General features: G+C 42.6%; 23 protein-coding genes. 16 read left to right on the top strand and 7 right to left on the bottom strand.

The genetic code is table 11. The annotated features are described in order from the left end of the window. The first annotated feature begins 41 nt into the window (after positions 1–41). Both AMBT_RS08870 and AMBT_RS08865 read left to right on the top strand, forming a co-directional pair. Positions 42–803, top strand: coding sequence for an SDR family oxidoreductase (locus tag AMBT_RS08870; RefSeq protein WP_013784279.1), 762 nt, complete (start codon positions 42–44; stop codon positions 801–803). A gap of 22 nt (positions 804–825) precedes the next feature. Continuing rightward, a complete protein-coding gene (locus AMBT_RS08865) occupies positions 826–1,275 on the top strand; it encodes a YaiI/YqxD family protein (RefSeq protein WP_013784278.1) in 450 nt (149 codons plus the stop codon). Between the two features lie 178 nt (positions 1,276–1,453). On the opposite strand, the gene AMBT_RS08860 is transcribed toward AMBT_RS08865, so the two are convergent. Together AMBT_RS08860 and AMBT_RS08855 are read right to left on the bottom strand one after the other, a co-directional pair. Beyond that, positions 1,454–2,644 (bottom strand): amino acid aminotransferase, encoded by a 1,191-nt coding sequence (locus tag AMBT_RS08860; RefSeq protein ID WP_013784277.1) that lies wholly within the window; start codon positions 2,642–2,644, stop codon positions 1,454–1,456. A 207-nt stretch (positions 2,645–2,851) separates the two neighbouring features. Next, on the bottom strand, positions 2,852–3,616 hold the full coding sequence (locus tag AMBT_RS08855) for an NRDE family protein (protein ID WP_041452886.1): 765 nt from the start codon (positions 3,614–3,616) through the stop codon (positions 2,852–2,854). 129 nt (positions 3,617–3,745) lie between these two features. Between AMBT_RS08855 and AMBT_RS08850 the strand changes: the two genes are divergently transcribed. From AMBT_RS08850 to AMBT_RS08835, 4 genes are all read left to right on the top strand, one after another. Next, positions 3,746–4,351 carry a 1-acyl-sn-glycerol-3-phosphate acyltransferase gene (locus tag AMBT_RS08850; protein WP_013784275.1) on the top strand — a complete coding sequence of 202 codons (606 nt, stop codon included), beginning with the start codon at positions 3,746–3,748 and terminating at the stop codon, positions 4,349–4,351. 19 nt (positions 4,352–4,370) lie between these two features. After that, positions 4,371–5,624 (top strand): cystathionine gamma-synthase family protein, encoded by a 1,254-nt coding sequence (locus tag AMBT_RS08845; protein WP_013784274.1) that lies wholly within the window; start codon positions 4,371–4,373, stop codon positions 5,622–5,624. Between the two features lie 390 nt (positions 5,625–6,014). Continuing rightward, positions 6,015–6,623 carry an FMN-dependent NADH-azoreductase gene (locus tag AMBT_RS08840; protein WP_013784273.1) on the top strand — a complete coding sequence of 203 codons (609 nt, stop codon included), beginning with the start codon at positions 6,015–6,017 and terminating at the stop codon, positions 6,621–6,623. A gap of 269 nt (positions 6,624–6,892) precedes the next feature. After that, positions 6,893–9,430, top strand: a complete 2,538-nt coding sequence (locus AMBT_RS08835) for a S9 family peptidase (RefSeq protein WP_013784272.1) — start codon at positions 6,893–6,895, stop codon at positions 9,428–9,430. A gap of 123 nt (positions 9,431–9,553) precedes the next feature. Here AMBT_RS08835 and rrtA read toward each other — a convergent pair whose 3' ends face one another. After that, positions 9,554–10,138 (bottom strand): rhombosortase, encoded by a 585-nt coding sequence (gene rrtA, locus AMBT_RS08830; protein WP_041452885.1) that lies wholly within the window; start codon positions 10,136–10,138, stop codon positions 9,554–9,556. Between the two features lie 142 nt (positions 10,139–10,280). Here rrtA and AMBT_RS08825 point away from each other — a divergent pair, with 142 nt between their 5' ends. From AMBT_RS08825 to AMBT_RS22425, 4 genes are all read left to right on the top strand, one after another. After that, positions 10,281–11,045 (top strand): enoyl-CoA hydratase, encoded by a 765-nt coding sequence (locus AMBT_RS08825; RefSeq protein ID WP_013784270.1) that lies wholly within the window; start codon positions 10,281–10,283, stop codon positions 11,043–11,045. A 15-nt stretch (positions 11,046–11,060) separates the two neighbouring features. Further along, positions 11,061–12,818, top strand: coding sequence for a gamma-glutamyltransferase (ggt, locus tag AMBT_RS08820; RefSeq protein ID WP_013784269.1), 1,758 nt, complete (start codon positions 11,061–11,063; stop codon positions 12,816–12,818). Positions 12,819–12,990: 172 nt separating this feature from the next. Next, positions 12,991–13,407, top strand: a complete 417-nt coding sequence (locus AMBT_RS22735) for a DUF6538 domain-containing protein (protein ID WP_013784268.1) — start codon at positions 12,991–12,993, stop codon at positions 13,405–13,407. A gap of 302 nt (positions 13,408–13,709) precedes the next feature. Next, positions 13,710–13,922 (top strand): site-specific integrase, encoded by a 213-nt coding sequence (locus tag AMBT_RS22425; protein ID WP_148259094.1) that lies wholly within the window; start codon positions 13,710–13,712, stop codon positions 13,920–13,922. A gap of 383 nt (positions 13,923–14,305) precedes the next feature. Here the strand turns inward: AMBT_RS22425 and AMBT_RS08805 are convergent, their stop codons facing one another. Continuing rightward, a complete protein-coding gene (locus AMBT_RS08805; protein ID WP_013783868.1) occupies positions 14,306–15,067 on the bottom strand; it encodes an IS5 family transposase in 762 nt (253 codons plus the stop codon). A 108-nt stretch (positions 15,068–15,175) separates the two neighbouring features. On the opposite strand from AMBT_RS08805, the gene AMBT_RS08800 reads away from it, so the two are divergent. The 3 genes from AMBT_RS08800 to AMBT_RS08790 all read left to right on the top strand — a co-directional run bounded on the left by AMBT_RS08800 (position 15,176) and on the right by AMBT_RS08790 (position 18,429). After that, positions 15,176–16,192 carry an AbiH family protein gene (locus AMBT_RS08800; protein WP_013784266.1) on the top strand — a complete coding sequence of 339 codons (1,017 nt, stop codon included), beginning with the start codon at positions 15,176–15,178 and terminating at the stop codon, positions 16,190–16,192. Between the two features lie 42 nt (positions 16,193–16,234). Continuing rightward, on the top strand, positions 16,235–16,891 hold the full coding sequence (locus AMBT_RS08795; protein WP_013784265.1) for a hypothetical protein: 657 nt from the start codon (positions 16,235–16,237) through the stop codon (positions 16,889–16,891). Between the two features lie 188 nt (positions 16,892–17,079). Continuing rightward, a complete protein-coding gene (locus AMBT_RS08790; protein ID WP_013784264.1) occupies positions 17,080–18,429 on the top strand; it encodes a HEPN domain-containing protein in 1,350 nt (449 codons plus the stop codon). A gap of 105 nt (positions 18,430–18,534) precedes the next feature. Here AMBT_RS08790 and AMBT_RS08785 read toward each other — a convergent pair whose 3' ends face one another. Both AMBT_RS08785 and cysK read right to left on the bottom strand, forming a co-directional pair. Further along, entirely contained in the window at positions 18,535–18,993 is a 459-nt protein-coding gene (locus AMBT_RS08785; RefSeq protein ID WP_013784263.1) for a nuclear transport factor 2 family protein, read from the bottom strand. Between the two features lie 257 nt (positions 18,994–19,250). After that, positions 19,251–20,216, bottom strand: coding sequence for a cysteine synthase A (gene cysK / locus AMBT_RS08780; protein ID WP_013784262.1), 966 nt, complete (start codon positions 20,214–20,216; stop codon positions 19,251–19,253). A 201-nt stretch (positions 20,217–20,417) separates the two neighbouring features. On the opposite strand from cysK, the gene AMBT_RS08775 reads away from it, so the two are divergent. From AMBT_RS08775 to AMBT_RS08765, 3 genes are all read left to right on the top strand, one after another. Beyond that, complete coding sequence (locus AMBT_RS08775; protein WP_013784261.1) at positions 20,418–21,254, top strand: AAA family ATPase; 837 nt, start codon at positions 20,418–20,420, stop codon at positions 21,252–21,254. Beyond that, positions 21,254–22,435 (top strand): vWA domain-containing protein, encoded by a 1,182-nt coding sequence (locus AMBT_RS08770; protein WP_013784260.1) that lies wholly within the window; start codon positions 21,254–21,256, stop codon positions 22,433–22,435. Before AMBT_RS08775 ends, AMBT_RS08770 begins: the two co-directional genes overlap by 1 nt. 80 nt (positions 22,436–22,515) lie before the next feature. Beyond that, complete coding sequence (locus tag AMBT_RS08765) at positions 22,516–23,232, top strand: nucleotidyltransferase family protein (protein ID WP_013784259.1); 717 nt, start codon at positions 22,516–22,518, stop codon at positions 23,230–23,232. Positions 23,233–23,256: 24 nt separating this feature from the next. Here the strand turns inward: AMBT_RS08765 and AMBT_RS08760 are convergent, their stop codons facing one another. Beyond that, entirely contained in the window at positions 23,257–24,621 is a 1,365-nt protein-coding gene (locus tag AMBT_RS08760; protein ID WP_013784258.1) for an MATE family efflux transporter, read from the bottom strand. Positions 24,622–24,623: the final 2 nt, after the last annotated feature.

Genomic DNA, 24,623 nt, shown 5'->3' with positions numbered 1-24,623 from the left:
TTGATGAAAGCGCGACAGATTTTAAAAAAGGGAAAACTATTATGAAAAATTTATTCGATTTAACTGGCAAGGTTGCTTTAGTAACAGGTGCTAGCCGAGGTATTGGTGAATCAATCGCACGTTTGTTAGCGCAATATGGCGCACATGTTATTGTGTCTAGCCGTAAAATTGATGGCTGTGAAGCAGTAGCCTCTTCAATTCGTGATGCAGGTGGTAAAGCAACAGCGCTTGCATGTCATGTTGGCGATATGGAGCAAATTACCGCTGCTTTTGCCGAAATTAAAAGCGAATTCGGTAAGCTAGATATACTCGTGAACAATGCGGCAGCTAACCCGTACTTTGGTCATATCCTAGATACAGATTTAGGCGCTTACGACAAAACAGTAGACGTGAACATTCGTGGCTACTTCTTTATGTCGATTGAAGCGGGCAAAATGATGAAAGAGCAGGGCGGTGGCGTCATTCTTAACACGGCTTCAGTGAACGGTGTAACACCTGGTGACATGCAGGGTATTTACTCTATTACGAAAGCCGCGGTTATTAGCATGACGAAATCGTTCGCAAAAGAGTGCGGTAGCTTAAATATTCGCGTTAATGCGTTATTACCTGGCTTAACTGATACTAAGTTTGCCTCAGCACTAACTTCAAATGATCAAATTTTGAAGCACGCGCTTAAAGTGATCCCACTAGGCCGTGTTGCCGATCCGGATGAAATGGCAGGTACGGTATTGTACTTAGTGTCTGACGCATCTAGCTACACCACAGGCACGACAGTGGTGGTTGATGGTGGTATGCTAGCGTAAAAAACGCTAACGAGATTTTACCATGCATATATGGGTTGACGCAGATGCGTGTCCCAGTGTGATTAAAGACATACTTTTTAAGGCAGCCCGACGTACCGGTCTGCCTTTGTCTTTAGTTGCTAATCATTCTATGTCTGTTCCACCAGATAAACATATTACGTTAACTATCGTGCCTTCTGGCTTTGATGCCGCAGATGATTATATTGTTGAAAAGATAGAAGCCGGTGATTTAGTGATTACCGGAGACATTCCTTTGGCTGCCGATATTCTGGCCAAGAACGCCAAAGCCATGAACACTCGGGGCGATGAATACGACAAATCATCCATCCGTGCCGCGCTTACTATGCGAGACTTTATGGATACCATGCGTTCAAGCGGTGAACACACGGGTGGCCCTAAAGCGTTTTCTCAGCGAGATAAACAGAATTTCGCCAATGCGTTAGATAGAATGATTACCGCGGGCACACGCTAACGCGAGGGGTTTGATCTTTATCTCAACTGAGATAATTTGAGTGACTCGCTCAAACAAAAAAAGGGCTACGTTTTCATCACGTAGCCCTTTTTAATTTTTATTATTTAACCGAAAAGCCTATCTTTTAAAACTTAGCTTATTTAAAGCTTAGCGCACTTAAATATCAAAGCTCTTAAAACTAGAGCACAGATACTAAGGCTTTCGCTAACGCTTCAACGTTTTCGTTATTAATACCCGCAATGTTTACGCGGCTAGAGTCAACAAAGTAAACACTGTGTTTTTCACGAACTTCACGCACTTGCTCAGGTGTAATACACAAGAACGAGAACATGCCTTTTTGATCGTTAACAAAGCTGAAGTCTTTTGGCGAACCATTGTCGTGCAAGTTCTTAACCAGCATGGCACGTAGCGTTTTCATACGGTTACGCATTTCATCTACTTCATTAACCCATTCTTGATTAAGCGCTTCGTCAGACAAGATAATATCAACCAACGCACCGCCGTAGCTAGGTGGCATAGAGTAAATACCACGAGCAATAGATTGAATTTGGCCTTGAGCAATTTTGCGTGTGCTGGTATCAGCAGTAATGATGGCAGCAAGACCAACACGCTCACGGTATAAACCGAAGTTTTTAGAGCAAGATGCCGCAACAATCACTTCTGGTAGGTTTTCAACCAAAAGACGAAGGCCATACGCATCTTCATCTAAGCCTTCACCGAAACCTAAGTAAGCCACATCAATGAAAGGTAGGAACTCACGCTCTTTAGCAACCGCTAGTACTTCGTCCCACTGTGCATTCGTTAAATCTGCACCCGTTGGGTTGTGGCAGCAACCGTGAAGTAACACGATATCGCCTTTCGCTGCACCGCGAAGGGTATCCATCATGGCATCGAAGCGAATGCTAGCAGACGCTTTATCGAAGTACGGGTAGGTTTCAATTTTAAGACCAGCAGAACCAATTAACGGGATATGATTAGCCCATGTTGGGTCGCTTACCCATACTTTAGCGTTCTCGTTACAACGAACCAGTAATTCTGAAAGAATGCGAAGTGCACCACAACCACCTGGCGCTTGAACCGCGGCAACACGGTCAGCAAGTAATACAGGGCTGCTCTTGCCTAAAAGCAAAGTAAGCATGTTGTCGATGTAACCCTGATTACCTTGTGGCGTAATATAGGTTTTGCTGGTTTCACGTTCTAACAACAGTTGTTGCGCTTTCGCTACGCTAGTAAGAATAGGGGTATTACCTTGCTCATCTTTATAAACACCGACACCTAAGTCGATTTTATGAGAATTTAAATCTTCACGATAAGCAGCTGACAAACCAAGTATTGGGTCTGGGGCGAGATGGGGTAATACTTCAAACACGATATTTCCTCGTTGCAATGCAAAAAATAGCAGGCACGCATTATGCCACCGATGGTAGAAAAAACGACCCTTTATAGTAGAAAATATGTCATTAAATTGGTATTTGTGGTGTAAAACGAAATACACATCACAAAATTACGTGTCAGTTAATACTCATCAGATGCATGTCACTTGCGCCTATGTGTGTAGTGCTAGGCAGAACACGACTTAACCGATAATAAAATGTTGGTTGCCCACTACGTCACCGCGCGTATTAAAAGTACGTTCATACCAATGTATTTGTTGGTGGCTATTTACAAGAAGCAGAGTAGAAGTACGAGTACCATATTCTGGTGATTGGATAAAAATAGACGACAGACGTTTTTCCCATTCATACCCAATGCCTGTGTTAGGCAGCGTATGATCAGATGCTTTGTCTTCGTCTTTTAAAATGGCGAAAAGTGCCTCAGTATCAAGCTGATTATTTTGGCTCACGTAATCGGTTAACGACGCTATTCCTTTGGTGACTTTCGGCCAAGGTGTCGTTAAGTTAGCGTTGGATAAACCGTAAACACCTTGGGTTAACGTAGCGTGGGTGTCTTCGAAGTTGTTGTACACCGCGAGTGATTTTACATCACCATAAACCAAATTATAGCCATTATACTTGTGCCGGTTTGCACGTAATACGTTAAGGTAGGTGGGCTGTTTCATTGCTTCATCAATAAGCCAATCTGCCACTAAGCCGCCGCGAGAAATAGCATCGGTTTTTATCGTCTCAGGAGCTCTAATATTGGTTAAGGCGGCCACTTTTCCGTTACGCGTAACTCCCATCCAAGTGCCGTGAGCCTGTAAATCATGGCCTGCAAGCACATGTGGGTGATTATTCCAAAACCCAGACACAGCAGTGGGTCTAGCGTGAAATTCATCTCTATTTGCCGCAATAACCAAAGGGAATTCCTGACTTTGGTCTACTGCAATAAACAATATGCACATATACAACTTTACTCGCTGACTGTTGTGAATAATGAACACGGTAACCGCATTCAATATCATGTAAAGGTGGTGGATTGCCGCTAACTTTTTTATGCTTACCCGCTAAAACGTAGTAAGAGAATAACAAGAATGAAAAAAACGATTCATCATCAGTTAGTGGGCAATAAGTTACCACGCAAATGGCCACACTGGCTAAGTGCTTGCGGCAGTTTTATTTTAACTAAACGGGGGTGGCGAGTGGAAGGCGAGCTCATCAACGATAAAAAAGTGATATTGGCTGTTGCTCCACATACGTCGAACTGGGATTTCTTTATAGGCATACTGGTGGTGTTTGCGTTAAGAATTAAGGTTAACTTTTTTGGCAAACACACCATTTTTACACCCCCTTTAGGCTATATTGTGAGGAAACTTGGCGGCATACCCATAGAGCGAAGTAAAGCACATGGGGTGGTGAATAATATCGTACGTCAGATACAAGACAGCGAAGAAGTAGTATTGGCCTTGGCACCAGAAGGGACACGAAAAGGCGTATTTCCTTGGAAAACCGGTTTTATGTACATTGCTAAAGAGGCCAATATTCCCATTCAGCTGCTAGGGCTTGATTACGCCAAGAAAACCGTTGTACTTGGCCCAATTATTGACCAAATCGACGATATTGAAGAACAAATGCAAACTATTTATGCGTTTTATGCTAACGTTTGCGCCCATTATCCAAAAAACTGTATAACCAGCTAACGTAACGGAGCGTTCACCCGTGTCAAAACAGGGATTTACAACCCGGCAGGTTCACGCAGATCGTTTGCTCAATACCCCAGAGCATGGCGGCGTGCATACCAGCACTTCTAATTCTGTACTTTTCGAATTTTCTGATGCCCAAGGTATCATTGATGCTTTTCAGGGCAAACGTGCAGCCCACGTATATTCGCGCTCATCATCTCCGTCGGTTGCCGCATTGCAAAATATGCTTAACGACCTTGAGGGCGGCTTAGGGGCTTTATGCTTCTCAACAGGGATGTCTGCCATTAGCAGTACCTTGTTTTCGCTTTTAAAAGCTGGCGATCACCTTATCGTTAGCCAATATCTGTTTGGGAATACGCGAAGCTTCTTCGATACGCTTGCCGATTATGGTGTTCAGATTACCTTTGCTGATGTAACGGATATCCAAAACGTTAAAGAAGCTTATTTACCTAACACGAAAGGGGTCTATACTGAAACGGTAGCCAACCCGGTAACCCAAGTTGCCGACCTACGTGCTATCGGTCAGTACTGCGAAGAGCGTAATATTTTGTTTATGGTTGATAACACCATGACACCGCCACCGCTTTTTTACGCCAAAGAACTAAAAGCCTCGTTAATATTTTGCTCACTGACCAAATACATTTCTGGTCATGGTAATGTGTTGGGCGGTGCTGTTATTGATACCGGCCTGTTCAATTGGAAAGGCTTTGGAAACATTAAAAGTGCTTACCAAGTTGCCGATGAAGCCCAATGGGGTTTAACACAAATTAAGAAAAAAGGGTTACGCGATTTAGGCGCCACACTGGCCCCTCAGTCTGCAACCGCCATTGCGTTAGGTATGGAAACGTTAAGCTTGCGCTTAGCTCGAGCATGTGAGAATTCACAAAAGCTCGCTATGTTTTTAGATAACCACCCCAAAGTAAAACACGTATTTTATCCTGGGCTGGCTAGCCACCCGCAGCACTTTATGGCGCGAGAGCAGTTAAAAAGAGGCTATGGCGCTATTCTTAGCTTTACCCTTGTTGATGATATTGACCCAGTTCAATTCTTAAATGCCCTAGAGTTGGTAATTTGCGCTACGCACTTAGGTGATAACCGTACGCTGGCGTTGCCTGTTGCTCCAACGATTTACTTTGAAAATACAGCAGAAGAGCGGGAAGCTATGGGTGTTTCAGATACCATGATAAGAATATCGGTAGGTATTGAAGATACCGACGATCTTATTAATGATTTTACGAATGCCTTCGACCGCAAATATGCAGCAGAATAAATTCTCTGTTTCATTGATTTAACGTCAATTTCACTTTTTGTTCGTCATCGGAGCAGTAACGAACAAAAAGTGGTGTTATTATCAATTCTGCAAGAAGTAGCTAGATCCTTTTCATCGCATTAATTCTCTTAGTTGTGTTGTGGCAAACTCGATTGATTCTGGGTTAGCAGTGAGAGGATCAGCTTCTTGCCCTTTCTTTCCATTTAAATCCCTCCAACCATGCAATGTCTAATTTACCGTTCCGTATTCCTGTTAGTCATATTACGCTAATGAATTCTATAACACGGGTCATTCATCAATTAAATTCGAACGATAGGTGGGTATTTTCCTAATATATATTCGATTTACAGTCTTTTATTATTTACACACTAAATTAATAGGAGAAATGTAATGACGTCTATTCTTGTTGTGTATTCAAGCCTTAATGGCGAAAACAGTAAATCAACCGAGCTCGCTGACTATTATCTTCAGTCACGTGAGGGCAGCGAAACATCGGTTACAAAAGTTGATGTAGCAGAACTAGCGTTGGCACATCTAACCGGTGAAGAAATGCAAGCGTGGATGACAGACGCTAGCGAGCGTACTTCTTCACAAAAGCGTTTAGCTGCGGTTTCCGATGACCTCGTTGCACAACTTCAAGCGGCAGATGAAATTGTGCTAGCAGTTCCTATGTACAACTTCGGTATTCCTTCTTCACTTAAAGCCTATTTCGACCGTATTGCACGGGCGGGTATTACCTTTAAATATACTGAAACTGGGCCGGTAGGTTTGCTTGAAGGCAAGCAAGCGAAGGTATTTGCTAGTCGAGGCGGCGTTTACGAAGGCGGTGATTACGATACACAAACACCATACTTAACTCACTTTTTAAATTTCATCGGTATTACTGACGTGAAATTTGTTTATGCAGAAGGACTTAGTATGGGTGAAGACAGTGCTAATGAAAGTATCGCTAATGCGAAGGGTAAAATAATTGAACTAACCCAAAAAGTCGCTGACTAAATCTATGCAGTTAGCAAAACGCAATGAGTGCGTTTGAGCTAAAGTGTGTTCCAAGTTGAGTGTGCTTGATTGCCCCGCATATTATGCGGGGCTTTTTTATGCGTCTTGCCATTTTATGCGCGGCTTTTTATTAAGAGATTTTTATCAGTGGTTTATATATTAGGGATTTGTCGAATTGAGTAATTTCCACTTAGGGTTTACAGCCTAATAGTCAATCGCTCGATTCTCTGGGTATAATGTGGGCATAACTAAAAAATAAAGTCGTTATTATGCAGAAATTTTCCTCCCTTGTTTTAGCAACAAGTATTACGCTTCTCCTTGGTGGGTGCGCCAATACAGATTCAAACACTCAATCAAACGCTAAAACAAGCTCCGCCCAAAGTGACACCCTTTCATCTAGGGCACCTAAAAGTATCCGTAATGAGCCAATTGCTTCCTACACTCCCGACATTGAGCAGGGCCCTGTACAGTATTCAGAAAACGGTGAGATTACCTTAAAACAAATTATGGCAGATCCACAATGGTTAGGCAGAGCCCCGACTAATATGGGGTGGTCAATTGATGGTAGCCACATTGTTTACGAAAGAGAACAAGCTAACAGCAAGCTAAAAGATGTTTATATAGCAAGTCTTGATGCAGCAGATAAAAGTGAAAAAGCACCGCTATCTCAATTACATCAATATAAATACGATGAGCGGGTAGAGCGCGCAGACGGCGTCATTGCCTACCGGTTTAAAGACAGCGTATATGTGCAATTTGCTAATGATGACGTTGTGCAACTTACCCGTGGTGGTAGCTTTCTCTCATCGCTATCTTTTATGACTGATGGGCGTTTAATGGCATTAAGTGGCAACAGCGCCATTGCTATAGATCTAACCAACGGCAGCAGAGAAGAATTGGTAAGTTGGGCATTCAGCGATGAACCAGAACCAGTCGCCGCGCCAAAAGATTATATTGCCGAGCAGCAACAATCATTAATTCAGTATATTGCTAAAAAGCGTAAAGATCGTGAAGCGAAGGCGAAGGCGCAAGATACGCTTGCGGTAAATAACACCAGCATTGCACCTGATACTTTTTATTTTGATAAAGCCCATAAACTGGTAGGCGTGAGCGTATCTCCGAAAGGGAATTTTGCGATTGTGGCGACCACGCCAGATACACCTTCCCGAGACGATAGTGACATTATGCCGCACTACATTCAGGAAGATAGCCGCATAGCGAGCAAGCCTGTACGTAGAAAAGTAGCTGACGCTGAACCGATTAATCATCAGCTTTGGCTTTTAGACTTAGCAAGTGGCGAAAAGTCTCTATTAAATTACTTTAGCTTACCGGGCTATAACGATGATGTATTAGCCGATGTAAAGGCTGAAAATGCAAAAGCTAAGGGTGAAAGTTATGATGTTAATCGCTTACCAAGACCTATTACTTTGCTGTCTAGCTGGAACTGGCAAAAGCCGTCTATAAGCTGGCATAAAGACGGTGAGCAAGTTGCGGTAATGGTAGAGGCTTGGGACAACAAAGATCGCTGGATTGCTACAGTAGACTTAGACAACCAACGTTTAGTTAACCAACATCGCCTACATGATGATGCGTGGGTAAATTATCGTTTTAACAGCTTCGGTTGGTTTAATAACAGCGAAACCTTGTATTATCAGTCTGAACATTCAGGGTATGCACATCTTTATACGCAAGAACCAGGGCAAGCGCCTAAAGCCTTAACTCAAGGTACGTTCATTACCGACAACCCAACGTTGTCTAGCGATGATATGTGGATGTACTTTACCGCGAACAGTAAACATCCTAGTATCTTTGAAGTTTATCGCGTGAAGGCTACCGGCGGTGAAGTAGAAGCGCTAACCGACCTCAACGGTTTAACAGAGTATGAACTCAGTCCAGATAACGCCACATTAGTGTTAAGTCATGGCAAAGTGTCTCGCCCTCCTGAGCTTTATGTTAAAGCAGTAAATAGCAAAGAAGCGGCTATAAAAATTACCGATACGGTAAGCGATGCATTTACCGCTATGCCGTGGGCAGTGCCTAATGTAGTAGCCATTCCATCTAGTCACACCGATGCCCCTATTTATGCCCGCGTATACTTACCTAAAGATTATCAAGCAGATAAGCCGCTCAAGGCAGTAGTCTTTAATCACGGTGCAGGTTATTTGCAGAATGCCCACCTAGGGTGGTCGTTGTATTTCAGAGAATACATGTTTAATAGCATGCTAGTGCAACAGGGGTATGTGGTACTTGATATGGACTACCGTGCCTCAGCAGGTTACGGGCGCGACTGGCGCACGGCTATCTACCGCAACATGGGGACACCTGAAGTACAAGATTTACGAGACGGTGTAAATTGGTTGGTAGAAAACGCCAATGTCGATCGCAATCGAATAGGCACGTATGGGGGCTCTTATGGTGGGTTCTTAACCTTTATGTCTATGTTCAACGCACCAGATCTTTTTGCAGCTGGTGCAGCGCTTCGCCCAGTTACTGATTGGGCGCACTATAACATTGGATATACGTCAAACATCCTAAACACCCCGGATGTCGATCCTATTGCCTATGAGCGCAGTTCACCTATTTATTTTGCAGAAGGGCTAGAGAAACCACTGTTAATTAATGCACCCATGGTAGATGACAATGTGTTTTTCCATGACACGGTTCGACTAGTACAGCGCTTAATTGAGCTAGAAAAGGAAGACTTTGAAACGGCTATTTACCCTGTAGAGCCACATGGCTTCGTTCAACCAAGCTCTTGGTTAGATGAATACCGCCGAATCTATAAGTTATTCGAAGAGAATTTGTAGTGAGCAAAGGCTGGCTATTAAGATAAAAAAACGCCCCTATAAAGGGGCGTTTTTGTTTTAGTGGTAGTCAGTAGTGAGTAAAGGAAGTCGTATTGTCACCCCCGATGCTATTTCACTCGTTAACTACCGTTTTTTAGCGGTTAGCCACATAAGTGTGAAGATGATTAATCCACTTAGCGCACCGAATAAGTGCGAATCGATGGCAACTTTGGCGTCAATCAGTGCAGCAACCTGAGCACTACTGCCTGATATTTGTTCATAAATCACTTTAAGCGCCACACCGCCCAGTAAAATCCAACCCGAGCGCATCTTATTCATAATATCCATTAATGCGCCCCATACGAATATACCGTGTAGCGCACCAGATAACCCCGCATACCAAATAAGATCTTCAGAAAACAGATAAAGGCCTGCACTTGTGCCTAAGCTGCACCATACAAACACTTTTAAAAAACGACCTATTCGGTAATGTTCGCCGTGTAACGCCCATAGTAAGGTAAGGCCTGATAAATTCAGCAGCAAGTGATACCCATTGGTGTGCACAATATTGCCAGATAATAAACGCCAGGTTTCTAACCCTTGAATGGCGAAACGATCGTAAGCTAACCACTCACCAGAGAGTGGCTCTAAGAAAAAAGCGACGATAGCGCAAAGCGCTAAAATAAGTGGGCCTACGCTATACTTAGGTGAGACCGGTAGTGACATCATCATTGTTATTTATTTTAGTAATCCGTGTGTGCTGGGTATGATACATAAAATTGCCAGTAGGGTGGAAAGCGTTATCGGTAAAAATGCTTTTTTCGTCGGCTTCCGCCTATATAACAATCATAAAAACGTAATGAGGTGACAAATGTCTCTAATTTTAAGTGAAAAGAAAAACGGGATCTTAACGATCACCATTAATCGCCCAGAGAAGAAAAACGCCTTAACCCGAGAAATGTATCAGAGCATGGCTGACGCATTATTCAGTATTGAAAATGACGATAGCATTAAGACTGTGCTGTTCCGTGGTGAAGGCGACTGTTTTACTTCAGGTAACGATATTAGTGATTTTGCAGGGCGCAAAGAAGGGGATGACGTGAATGAGTCTGCGGCATTTATGCGTGGGCTAATAAACTGCAAAGTGCCGGTAGTAGCGCAGGTTCATGGCATGGCTGTGGGTATAGGCACGACAATGCTTTTACACTGCGATTTTATCTATGCTGAGACAAACACCCGATTTGTTCTACCATTCATCAACTTAGGTCTTGTTCCTGAATTTGCTTCAAGTTATCTTCTTCCGAAAATGGCAGGGCATGTAAAAGCCAGCGAGTGGCTGATGTTAGGCGAACCATTTGGCACAGAAGATGCCTGTCAGTTTGGGTTAATTACCGGAAGCTATTCTGCCGAGGAGTTAACCGAGAAAGTGACATCGGTATGTAAAAAGTTGGTGGCAAAGCCCTCATTTGCATTGATGCAAACCAAATCACTATTAAAGAATGATGTGGAATCTACCCATCACTATATGGATATTGAATTCGATGTGTTTGGTCAAGCTATGGATTCAGAGGCCGCCCGTGAAGCGTTTGATGCGTTTTTGTCAAAACGTCCGATCAATCCGGAGAAATTTAAATAAAGAGGAAGTCATATTTTGAAACGTGGTTCATGGTTTAGTTCATCGTTTTTAGCCATTGCAGTTTCAAGCTGCCTGTTGGTGTCTGCAAATGCACAGCAAGTAAGAGAAGTAGGGGAGCCAGAGGCCGCCACGGGGTATGTAGATAAACAAGCCTTTTCTGCGAATGATTACATGGTGGTAGCGGCTAACCCATACGCCTCCTGGGCAGGCAAAAACATATTGGCCAAAGGGGGAAGCGCCATTGATGCAGCGGTTGCCGTGCAATCAATGTTATCGCTGGTTGAACCACAGTCCTCAGGCATTGGTGGTGGCGGGTTTATATTGTATTGGGACAATAAAAACAAAGTGCTGCACACCTTCGACGGTAGAGAAACCGCCCCTGCGGCCGTAAACTCGCATTGGTTTATTGAAGGCAATAAGCCCATGCGATGGCTTGATGCCGTGGTAGGTGGGAAATCAGTAGGTGTACCTGGCGCGATTAAAGCGCTGGAAACTGCACAAAGTGAATTCGGCACCTTGCCATGGAACACATTGTTTGACGATACGATTAAAACGGCGACCGAAGGGTTTCGCGTGTCGCCGCGGCTGGCTAAGCTTATTGCGCTTGATTACCATCCAGGTTTAAAAACGTTTCCAACCAGTTCTACCTACTTCTTTCCTGCGGGGCTTCCGTTAAAAGAGGGCGCGATACGTAAAAATAAGCAATTGGCTAAAACCTTAAAAGGTCTTGCCGAAAACGGCACTGATTATTTGTATAAAGGCGAGTTAGCAGAAAAGATTGTTAAAACGGTAAATTCTGCGTCAATTAACCCAGGTCAAATGACGACTGAGGACTTAGCCGCTTACGAGCCTATTCGACGTGAGCCGGTATGTGGCTTGTATCGTGATAAACAGATTTGTGGCATGGCACCGCCAAGTTCCGGTGGTATTAACGTGTATCAAATTCTAAAAATGTTAGAAGGGCAGGATTTTTCTACCCTCACGCCTGACTCTGTAGAATTCGCAAACGTTTTCACTCAATCAAGCGCGCTGGCCTACGCTGACAGAGAAAAATACATAGCGGATAGTGATTTTACCAACCTTCCGTTTGCCGCCATGATTAACACTGCGTATTTGAATCGCCGCGCCGAAGGTATTGCGCCAGATAAGAAGTGGCGACGTGTACGTGCTGGTAACCCTTACGGCGATGCCAATATTAGCCTTGGCAGCAACATGGAACAGCCTAATACCTCGCATTTCTCTATTGTTGATAAAGAAGGCAATGCGGTATCAATGACCACAAGTATCGAGTTTATGTTCGGTTCGGGTTTGATGGTGGGTGGCTTCTTGCTAAATAACCAATTAACCGACTTTTCGTTTTCGCCTACGCAAAATCGTTTCCCTGTCCCTAACCGTGTTGAGCCAGGTAAGCGTCCACGAAGCGCAATGAGCCCTACAATGGTATTCGACAAGGATGGCGACTTAGAAGTGGTGGTAGGCTCTCCTGGTGGCTCACGTATTGTAAGTTACGTGGCTCAAACGTTAGTGGGCGTGTTAGATTTTGGATTAGACATACAGCAGGCCATTAATTTACCTAAAATTACTAACCGAAATGATTACACGGCTCTTGAAAAGGGAACGCCAATTGCTGAGCTTGAAGCGCCGTTAAAAGCGTTAGGGCATAATGTAAAGGTTGTCGACTTAAACAGCGGTTTACATGGTATTCAAATTAAATCGGGTAAAATTATTGGTGGCGCGGATCCAAGACGTGAAGGTGTTGCGGTAGGGCGCTAAGCGGTTTATTTAAACAATATTCCGTAAATAAAACTAAGCTGTTCGAATCGAGGGTTTGAATCCCTCTCTCTCCGCCAAATACCTACAGGCCCCTAATTCTCTAGGGGCCTCAAAGTTAAAGGCCTAGAGAGAAACGACGATATCACCAACTAGTACAAATTGGCGGTACAAAATGGGCGCAATTGCAACACCGTACAAAGACCCTAAATCTGGAATTTATTACGTCAGAGTAGCTTTTCCTGCTAACGTACGACATATTATTGGCAAGCGTGAACTTAAGATGTCATTACGTACGAAAGATTCAAGAGAAGCCAAACTCAAAGCGATAGACCCCACTCAAGACGCCTATACTCAGATTGAGCTTGCCAGAGCTAAATTGTCAGTCACTTCCAATGTAGAGTTAACACCCAGAGATTGTGCTGTTATTGCGCAACGCTGGTATGCAAGAGTTAGAAGCAACATTGAAGCTGGTGGTGATACTTCTGAATTTATAAGTTATGACGTAGGTAAGCTTAGTGATACTGGCCTGACAGATGAAAGTCTTGAAGTTACTTTTACGTTTGGATTTACGGATACACTGTCAATTTAGGGGGCAGAGATAGAAAGGGCAACAGATGAAGAGCGGACCGTTCTAATTGATGAACTTGCTCACATCTTTGACCTTCAGCGCGATGGGGGAGGAAGTGTACTCAAACGCTGAATGAAACAGCTAAAAGTGTAAGGCGCTATGTAGAGTTTGTGGGGGATAAGGATGTTACAGCCATCGTGTCTGCTGATTTGGTCCACTTCAGGAATACCTTACTTAAGCTTCCTATGTCCAAGCAGAAAGCAATAAGATCCTTACCTGTAGATAAAGAGGATATCTGCAAAGACTCAAAAGGAATTTATTTCTTGAATATTCGAATGGGCGAAGACCAATCAGTGAAAAATGATACCTCTCTCAGGCATGTGCCATTGCATGAGCACTTATTGGAACTTGGCCGTATTGATTACGTTAAGGCGGCTGATGGGGGGTTATTTCCACAAATTACTGCTGATAAATACGGGAAGCAAGGACCTTATATAGGTGACTGGTGGTGCAGGTGGTTAAGGCAGAGGGGATAAAAATATCTCAACCGCTTCATGCTTTCAGGCATTCATTTAAGACATTGCAGAGAACTCTAAAAGTTAGTGATAGTGTGAGCAATTCTATCACTGGACACTCTTCAGGGAACGCTGGGGATGAATACGGTACTGTTTATTTGGAGACTATACAGAAAGTTATTAATCAAATCCCAAGACTAGGCCTGCAACGTTTTTTAGCTAATTTGTTGAGCTTTCACATTCATGTAGTTTTAGATATTTCTCAAGTGTAAATTGTTAAAAACATTGCTCCTGCAATATTTTTTTAAAACTTATATACTCCTTAGAAAGTTAATGTCTAGCCTTAATAGGTTGAGATTTAAGTTATTACTAGGGCCTGTTGATCTTTGCTGCATATATTTCACTCAGCAGTACATGGGTAGCCACATCATCGAAAATGCCAGTGATACCATGCTGGCATAATTCCTTGCTAACTTTTCATACCTCGTTGATATTGAACGATAATGCTTTATTCGAGCAAAGGCGTTTTCAACTAGGTGGCGATATTTATAGAGGCACCAATCAACGCTGCCTTTGTCTATATCTTGGCCATAGTTCCGTTTCGGTATGACGGAGATACCTCCTTTGGCTTCAATATATTCTCTTAATGCGTCACTATCGTAGCCTTTGTCACCTACGAAAATGTTTACTTCCCTTAAATGGTCAACCAGACTTTGAGCCCGAGCTATATCATTTCTCTGGCCTTCTGATAGTTCAAAATAAATTGGAAGCCCACCACTATCCACGGCTAAATGAATTTTTGTGGAGTTACCACCTCGGCTTTTTCCAATGCACTCATTATCCTTAGTAGCTGCTCCGGCACTATGCTGATGAGCTTTGACAATCGAACCATCAGCAAAGACCCAGTCGTAATCAGCCAGTTTGGCTAACTCATTGAATAACATATTCAATAAACCTTTCTTCGACCATAAATTGAATCGGCGATAAACGGCGCTCCAACCGCCGAATTCTGTTGGTAAATCACGCCAAGGAATTCCTGTTCTCAGCCGGAAGAGTATCCCTTCAAACGTCATTCTATGTTCTGGTTTATTGTAAATGCGGCCTGTACTCTTCATTACTTGAAGTAGCTTTTGCCACCGCTTATCAGTTAGCATTAGTCTCGGCATGGTAGTGAGTTGTTCTTTTACTTTTGGCGAAGCAAATTATAACTCTTTACCATGCTGCTCAAAAACCAATCACGAAAGATCAACACGCCTTAGGGATAGAGCAGCAAGATGCATATAGCTTATATGATTGGCAATGGATTCGATATTGCCCTTGGGTTGAAAACAAAATACTCAGACTTCTATCAGTTCTATGTCAAAACTGAATCGAACAGTGAGCTAATTCGAGAATTCAAGAAGGCGCTTAAAGAAGAATTAGATATTACGGACAAATGGTCTGACTTGGAACTGGCTCTCGGTCAATATCTTCAAAATCTCTCAAATATTAGTCAGTTCGATGAGCTGTTAGATGATATCCGCTTTAACTTGTCTGAATACCTTAAGAATGTTCAGGGCCTATTTAAATCAGACATATGCAAGAAAATAGATACGAAAGAGTTTTTAGAGCAATTGCTTACACCAGAACGCTTTCTGAGAGGACGAAATAAAAGTGCATTAGAACAGTTCTATAGCTCTGTTGGAACGAAACCATATTACTTCAATGTTATCAGCTTTAATTATACTAATTCTATAGAGCAGATACTAAAGATTACTCATGATTCTAATGAACATTTATCTTTGGGGTACAGGGCTGTAATAGGGAATGTAGAGCGAAGACTATACAATCTCTATCATGTTCATGGTTCTGTTATTGAAGACATGATACTTGGCATAAATGATGAAAATCAGTTAGAAAATCTAGATTTTCGAGATATCCCTGAAATTAGGTCTGATTTCATTAAGCCAGAAAGTAACCTTGCTCAAGGTCACGGGGTAGAAGAGGTATGCAAAGAGCAAATACGAAAGGCTTCAGTCATCTGCATCTTTGGTTCTTCATTAGGTAAAACAGATCAACTTTGGTGGGAACTAATTGCTGAACAATTGCGTGAAAGAGAGTGCAGGCTAGTAATCTTTGACTATAAACCGCATTTTTTACAGCTGAATTCATCTAGGAGTTTTAGATTCAAGCAAGAAATCATTAGGATAATCTTTGGCAACGATGTGCCTTCAGATGCAAACGACAAGGTTTATGTGAATTTTAACAGTGACCTATTTAATAGTGAACTGTTTAAAATAGAGTTCGCATAAATAATGCTTTATCTGTTTATAGATTTGAGATAGGAAGAAAGGATGGATACATCATCATGGAAGGACAAGTATGTAGATCAATTAAGTATTCTAGAGTTGGCATATGCCCATTTAGGAAACGCTGGCTCTTACACTGTAAAGGGTGGAATATTAAAATCAATATTACCCATTACATTGCAGGAAATTAACCACGCAAGGTATATGGAGTATTCAAAGAACTTTGTGCCTGTTGTTAGTGCATTTGGAGTTGTTGAGCAAATAGGCTTCACTTATAAGCGCACTGACATGATTGAATTCTCAAACCCAAAGGCTAGTAGCATAAATAAAGCTTTGTATTACTTTGCGGGATTTGAGGAAGGAAATGAAGATGTTAAAGCGTTATACGCACTAAGGAATTCCTTTTTACACAATGCAAGCTTATTGGCTAAGGCGCTTCACCAGAACAAGCCAAGTTACTATTTCCAGTTTGATCGACAAATTGACGCGCTAGTTAAATATCCTGATGTTGCGTGGAATGGAGATATTTCAACTTTCAAGCCCCAATATACAACTCTAATTAATCCTGAAAAAGTTATAGACTTAGCCAAAATTATTGTCGACTCAGCGCTTGGATGTTTGCAATCTGGTGTGCTTGAGGTTGATTTGGAGTTTGGAGAAAAAGAACTATTTTATCGTTTCCTAAAACTCTATACAGATTAGATGTTTCCCAGACAAAAGGCATATCCTACCCATTACTAGATTGTAGAGGCGCTTACAAAGCTAATTAAACTTTGTTTAATATTACGTTGAGATTTAGTGAAAGTTTGTATGTGAGGTTCGTTGTTTATTAGCTTACCGAGGATATAGTAATGTCACAATTTAGATGGAAAGAATTTCAAGGTAATTAAATGAGTCAAGCCAGTGGGAGCCATAGAGAAATCCGTAAGCTAATAAGGGCATTTGTAATAGCTACTGATAGTTTCAATAAAGAACTAGGCGATGATGCACCTCAAGCATCCGCTGTTTATCACTTCCCACCAGTTTTTGAACATCCAGATGGGTCTTGCATTCACATTGGTGATAAAGCTGAACAGATACTCACTCAAGCAGTTGAAGAATCTCTAACATTCCTACAATTGACCTCTACGGTAACCTATGGTGATTTCAATGCTTTATTTCGTACATACCTCAGTAAATACCTTAGCGAGTCTTCTAACTCTAAAATCGACATGAAAGTATTTTTGGACGAATTGGTTGAAGCGGTTAAAAGAGGTTCTTCAGATCTGAAAGTCCTCGTACCATTCATTGGGAGTCCTCTGCAAGAAACGGAGCAATCAATCGATATAGGTAGTGTAAGAGTTTTCAGTAAAGATATTCTAGAGCGAGAGTACACTGAACGTGTTCGTCTGGCTGAGAGAGACGGGGATGAACTTGCGATTAATGGAGAAGAAGCCTCCGCTCATTACGAGAATTTTAACTGGTTTATTGAAGTGCCTATATCAGGAGTTTATTCCGCGCGACTCACAGAAGAGCATGCCTTAAATATTGCGACGCTAGTAATGAATCTTTTTCATTTGTGCTATGGGGCGGACAATACTCGTGATTTAGAGGTTACATTTAATCTTCCCGTTTATAATGATACAAGAATGCTTGCAATGAGAGCTGATGGTAGTGTTGAGACAAGAAGCACGATGACATGGGGTTCGCTAACGGGTCTGCAAGGAGGTTTTCTAAAAGGCTTTGAGAAATTCTATGGAGAGCAGCTATCAGTCTACGCAGAGGTTGTGGCATTACAGCTAGAGCATCAAAAAATTTACCCATTCAATCAGCGTTTTGTTGATTCCCTCTACTGGTATGGTGATGCGATTAGAGAAGAAAGCCCTACAGTAGCAATAGTAAAGTTTATTACTTCATTAGAGCGCCTATTTACATTCGACGAAAATGAAGAAATAAGTAAATCGCTGAGGGAGAGAGCCATAGTGTTTCTGTACCACACAGGATTTATATCTGATTGCAACGTTGATACATTTACAAGAGCCATTAAAGACGCTTACGACGCAAGGTCTAAAGTGGTACATGGCGTGTTATCACCAACAGTGAGCCTAAAGAAGGCTTTGTTGATGAACATTTCTCTGATTTGTAAAAAGACGCTTCTCGCTTATGCATCTTATATGTCTAAACACTTAAATCACTCTGGAAAGGAAGACTTCCTAAAAGAGCACCTGAAAGACTTAGTGAGTCGATACAAGTTTGCTTAGCTAGGAATGAGTACAAAGCGCTATTAATTGAAGCTCTTAATTTGTTGATTTAAATTAATATGTTAATCTAGTGATAACCGTCGAGTATTCGAACAGCCTTTTTTGTTACATGAAATGGTCTGGGTGAATTTGAGAAACTTTCCACATACCATCTTCTTTAATAAGATCTAAACTGCGCAAGTCTTCAATTTTATCGTCATCGTACATACCACTTAAAAATACGGTAACCGTTGCCTTTTCTGAAAACTCAGAGCGCCCAACACTGTTGCCACTTTGTGGTGTAATAATCACAGTGTCGTATTTTAAATTTAATAGGTGACGCTGTACGTTTCTATTACTGTGGTAATTGGTCAGAATTCTAGCCAATCGATCGGACGACAGACTAATTGCCACATCAAGATTATCATCTTCATACACACTTTTTAGAAACGTAACTGCCGAATATTCTGGCGTACTGTCGGCTAGCATACCGTAGCGACCCATTCCTTCTTCTTTTTCTCCACATGCCGCTAAACAAAGCACGCTAAACATAACGGCATAAAAACGTAAACGAAAAGAACGCATTAATAAAAACCCTAAACAAGTCAAAGGAAAATGATCGCCAACATTATCGATACTCATCCGATGAGACGCAAGTCAATACGTCTAAACCTTTCGAATAATATTCACTTACCTGTTAAACGAAGCTTGAAAATAACTGCCTTTATTTAAAGATAGTTGAGATGAAAGGGTTTGAGCCTTTTTTTTAAAAACAAAAAACGAGGCCGAAGCCTCGTTTTGTTATTTACACTCGTTACCGTTTAACGGGTTGGTAAGCGTGATTATTGTGTTTCTTCTTGGTCGCCAAATGCGCCCGCAAATAATGGGCTGCTTAGGTAACGCTCAGTACCACTGGCTAGCAGTACAACAACAATTTTGTCTTTGTTCTCTGGGCGTTCAGCAAAACGTTTTGCTGCTACCACTGCTGCACCAGAAGAAATACCCGCAAGAATACCTTCTTCGGTCATCAAGCGGTGCGCCATTTCCATACATTCATCGTTGGTGACTTGCTCAACTTCGTCAATCAAGCTTAAGTCCAAGTTACCTGGAATGAAGCCTGCACCAATACCTTGAATTTTGTGTGGCCCTGGTGTGAGTTCTTCACCGTTCATCGCTTGAGTGATAACAGGCGAGTCAGTAGGCTCTACAGCAATAGAGGTAATAGCTTTACCTTGCGTGTTTTTAAGGTAACGGCTCACACCAGTAATGGTTCCGCCTGTACCTACGCCTGCTACGAATGCATCAACTTTGCCGTCAGTGTCATTCCAAATTTCAGGACCTGTGGTCTTTTCATGGATAGCAGGGTTAGCAGGGTTATCGAACTGCTGAAGTAAAACGTACTTTTCAGGATCAGAGGCCACAATCTCTTGTGCGGCGGCAACTGCGCCTTTCATGCCTTTTGGTGCTTCAGTTAATACTAAGCTAGCACCAAGGGCTTTTAATAGCTTTCTGCGCTCTAAGCTCATGCTGCTAGGCATGGTAAGCGTTAGTTTGTAACCACGTGATGCTGCAACAAACGCAAGGGCAATACCTGTGTTACCACTGGTAGGCTCTACAATTTCCTTACCTTGGGTAAGCACGCCACGTTTTTCTGCATCCCAAATCATATTGGCGCCAATACGACACTTAACGCTGAAGCTAGGGTTACGAGACTCAACCTTTGCGTAAACGTTACCAGAAGTAACGCGGTTTAATTTAACTAGAGGCGTGCGGCCAATAGAAAGAGAGTTGTCGTCAAATACTTGCATTATTAATCCTTACCTAGTTAGGAAATCCCAGCAGTCGTGTTCGGTACGACCTTTATAATAGTTAATAATTCATAGCCTGAATTTGGGGATTTCGTCATACCCCTATATCATTGGTCCCAAACGTGAAAATGCAAAGTGCTTTTTCGCTATATGTTATTGTTATTTTACATGACGAATCAGAACGAAAGAGGTAAAACCATAATGGCTTTTAGTGGAACGTCGAATTATATCGCTACAAAAGATTTGCAACTTGCCGTGAATGCCGCCATTACACTAGAGCGTCCACTGCTTATCAAAGGTGAGCCGGGCACAGGTAAAACCATGTTGGCTGAAGAGTTAGCCGCCAGTCTTGGAACCGATTTAATTCAGTGGCACATCAAATCTACTACAAAGGCACAACAAGGCTTGTACGAATACGATGCAGTATCTCGTCTTCGTGATTCACAGCTGGGTGACGATCGCGTTCACGATATTGGCAATTACATTGTTAAAGGAAAACTATGGCAGGCATTTGAAGCAGGCAACCGTCCTATTTTATTAATTGATGAAATAGACAAAGCGGATATTGAGTTTCCAAACGATTTATTGCTAGAGCTCGATAAGATGGAATTCTTTGTATATGAAACTCAAGAGCGTGTGGTGGCCAAAGTACGCCCCATAGTAATCATCACGTCAAATAACGAAAAAGAGCTGCCTGACGCCTTCCTACGTCGTTGTTTTTTCCATTATATTCAATTTCCTACGCCTGAAGAAATGCAGCAAATCGTTGATGTGCATTTCCCCGACTTAAAGAAAAAGCTGCTTGATGAAGCATTAAAAGCCTTCTTTGAGATTCGTGATGTTCCAGGGCTTAAGAAAAAACCGTCTACGTCAGAGCTTATCGATTGGTTGAAACTGCTGGTGGCCGAAGACATTCCACCTGAAGCGTTGCAGTCGAAAGACGGTAAAGCCGCCATTCCACCGCTATATGGTGCACTACTTAAAAACGAGCAAGATATTCACTTGTTCGAAAAATTGGTATTTATGGCGCGCCGCTAATGCTTATTCAATTCTTTTTCACGCTGCGAAAATATCAAGTAAAAGTGAGCTTGCGAGAGCTACTTGATTTACTCCACGCCTTGGAAAAGCATATTGTTTATGCAGATTTGGAAGGCTTCTATAGTTTGTCTCGAACCATCATGGTGAAGGATGAGTCTCAATACGATAAATTCGACAGAGCATTTGCCGATTATTTTGAGGGGGTAGAATCTATCGATTTATTCGGTAAAGACATCCCCGAAGAATGGTTACGTAAACAAATCGAGAAAACCCTGAGTGCAGAAGAGCGTGAAGCGCTACGGCAGTCTGGCGGCTTAGAAGCTTTAATGGATACCCTTAAAAAACGCCTTGAAGAGCAAGAAAAGCGACATCAAGGTGGTAACAAATGGGTGGGTACGGGTGGAACATCTCCCTTTGGCGCTTATGGCGACAACCCTGAAGGTATTCGTATTGGGCAGAAAGGCAATCGTCGTAATTCAGCGGTAAAAGTGTGGGATAAGCGCGAGTTTAAAAACTTATCTGCCGACGTTGAGCTAGGCACACGAAACATTAAAGTCGCCTTGCGTAAATTACGTAAGTTCGCCAGAACCGGTGCCAGTGAAGAGCTTGATGTAGCCACCACTATTGGTGAAACGGCCAAAAAAGGCGGTATGCTAGATATACACATGTCGCCAGAGCGTCACAACGCGGTTAAGGTGCTAATGTTTTTTGATGTGGGCGGCTCTATGGATCCTCACGTTAAAACCACGCAAGAACTTTTCTCTGCAGTGCAGAGTGAGTTTAAATACCTTGAGTACTTCTACTTTCACAACTGTGTATATGAAGAGGTTTGGAAAGATAACCTGCGACGGGAAAAAGAGCGGGTATCGGTTCACGATATTATTCACCGGTATGGTAAAGACTATAAAGTCATCTTTGTTGGCGATGCCACTATGGGGCCTTATGAAATTACCTATCCTGGAGGAAGCGTTGAACACTGGAACGAAGAACCGGGTAGTGCGTGGCTGGGCCGTATACTGAATCATTTTAATAAAGCGGTATGGTTAAACCCACAAGCTGAGAATTATTGGCCTTACTATTCGTCTATTTCTATTATAAAAGAAATTGTTGAAGATAGAATGTACGGGCTAACCCTTGAAGGCTTAACCCAAGCCATTAAAGAGCTCAGCCGTTCACGCTAGGCATTGTTTGTATGGCCATTTTTCATAAGCCGTTCTCTCAGTGTGTTAGAGAGTGAGTTAGACGCTGAGAGTTATATAAAATGAGTAAAGTCGCAAGCATACTGTTGGCGGGTGGGGAAAGTAAGCGTTATGGCAGTAACAAGCTACTTTCCCCGCATTACAATGGGTTGCCGTTAATCCAAAATTCTTTGCAGCAGTTACACGGGCTTAATCTTGCCGGTACTTATGTAGTTACTGGGCGTTGGCACAGCGATGTTGTTGATGTTGTCGGTATGATTAAGGCAAACGCAGCTCAAGGTAGCAATAGCACTAAGGTGTGTTACAACCCGTTGTGGCGTGAAGGCATTGCGTCGAGTATTCGTTGTGGTCTGCAGGCTCTTATGCTGGAAAAGAGTCTTATGCTGGAAAAGAGCCTTATGCTGGAAAAAAGCCTCAAGCAGGCTACCGACAATGAGTACACCCATTTGTTAGTACACTTAGCCGACTTAGCCAGTGTTACTACCGCTACACTGCAAGCATTGCTTAACGAAATTCCATCAAACCCCAATCACATCATTTACAGTCAGTGGCATAAACGCGATCTTGAAGAGAAAGTGAAAATAAAAGCGACAGTGCCTGCTATATTCCCCAAAGCGGCATTTGACAGCTTACTTGCGCTAAGGGGCGATAAAGGTGCTAAAAAAGTAATAGAAGACTGGAAAGACAAAGGGCAGGCGATTGGTGTCAATCACCCCGAATCTGCATTTGATATTGATGCGCCTAGTGATTGGAACGCCTATCGGAGCCAGAAGGTGTAACCGATAGGCAGGTCATCAATGAAATTACGTGGCGTAGCGGTAGCTAGGGCGTTGAATATAATAAAGTCTAGCGCCTAGCATAATGGCAGCCGCACTTAATCCTACAATAAATCCAATCCAAAAGCCGCCAGCAGACATCGGCTCTGCCGTTATCCAATTGGTACGGCCTAATATTACGCCGGTGGGCAAACCAATTAACCAGTAAGACACAAACGTAATGATAAACATGGCGGTAGTGTCTTTGTAGCCACGAAGCGCATTGGCTGATATTACTTGTATAGCGTCTGAAAGTTGAAAAATGGCCGCATAAATAAGTAGGGCATTCGCCATTTGGTAAACCGCCTCATCGCTGGTATAAAGCCCAATGATGAATGCTTTGGCACTTAGCGTGAACGTTGCAGTACAAGCCGCGGTAACAAAGCCGATTAAAATCGAGCACTTTGCGGCAATTTTAGCTTGCCGTCTATTATTTTGGCCAATGCGATAACCTATACGAATAGACGCCGCCATACCAATACTCATGGGTACCATAAACATGAGTGCCGAGAAATTAAGGGCTACTTGGTGGGCGGCAACTGTGGTGGATCCAAAAGGCGCAAGCAATAGTGCCACTACCGCAAATAAGGTTACTTCAAACAATAACGTCATGGCGATAGGAAGGCCAAGCTTGAAGGTACGCTTTATGGCAACCACAGACGGCTTGTAGTACGTATCGAAAAGCTGATATTTTTTTAGTGCCGGGCTAAAACGTACGTAAATGAAGGTAGCAATTAGCATGGTGTAAATAACAATAGCTGTTGCTACACCACAACCCGCGCCACCAAAAGCAGGAATAGGGCCAATACCGTAAATGAAAAGGTAGTTACCGAGTATATTGGCCATTAAACCAATCACGGTAATTAACATGGTAGGTTTGGTTTTACCTAGCCCTTCACAGTAGTTTCTTAGCCATTGATAAAGCGCGAATCCCGGCATGGCACACAGCACGTAAACCACATAATCCACGGTGATGGTATGAAGCTCATCTGCCATGGGGAATAGCGATACGATGTTACCAGCAAAGGGAATAAGCGCGGCCATCGCTACACCAACGAAACACACTAAGTAGCCTGCTTGTTGACTGGCATTGGCAATACCGGTGATGTCTTTTGTACCTTGAAGCCTTGAAATAATGGGCGGTAAAGCTAGCGCAATACCTTGTATAAAACACAACAAAGGTACGGTAATACTAAAACCAAGGGCCACCGCAGCCATATCAGTCGCACTATAACGGCCAGCCATAATGGTATCGCTCACGCCCATTAGCATTTGGGTAATTTGCGCAATTAATAGTGGCCAAGCCAGCTTTATAATATCTCTACCTTCAAGTAGATAACGTTTGTTCTTCAAGG

Origin of the sequence: Alteromonas naphthalenivorans, assembly GCF_000213655.1 — a bacterium.
GTDB classification, from domain to species: Bacteria; Pseudomonadota; Gammaproteobacteria; order Enterobacterales; family Alteromonadaceae; genus Alteromonas; species Alteromonas naphthalenivorans.
The sequence above is the reverse complement of the archived record's forward strand: the minus strand, read 5'-3'. Positions and strand labels throughout refer to the sequence as shown.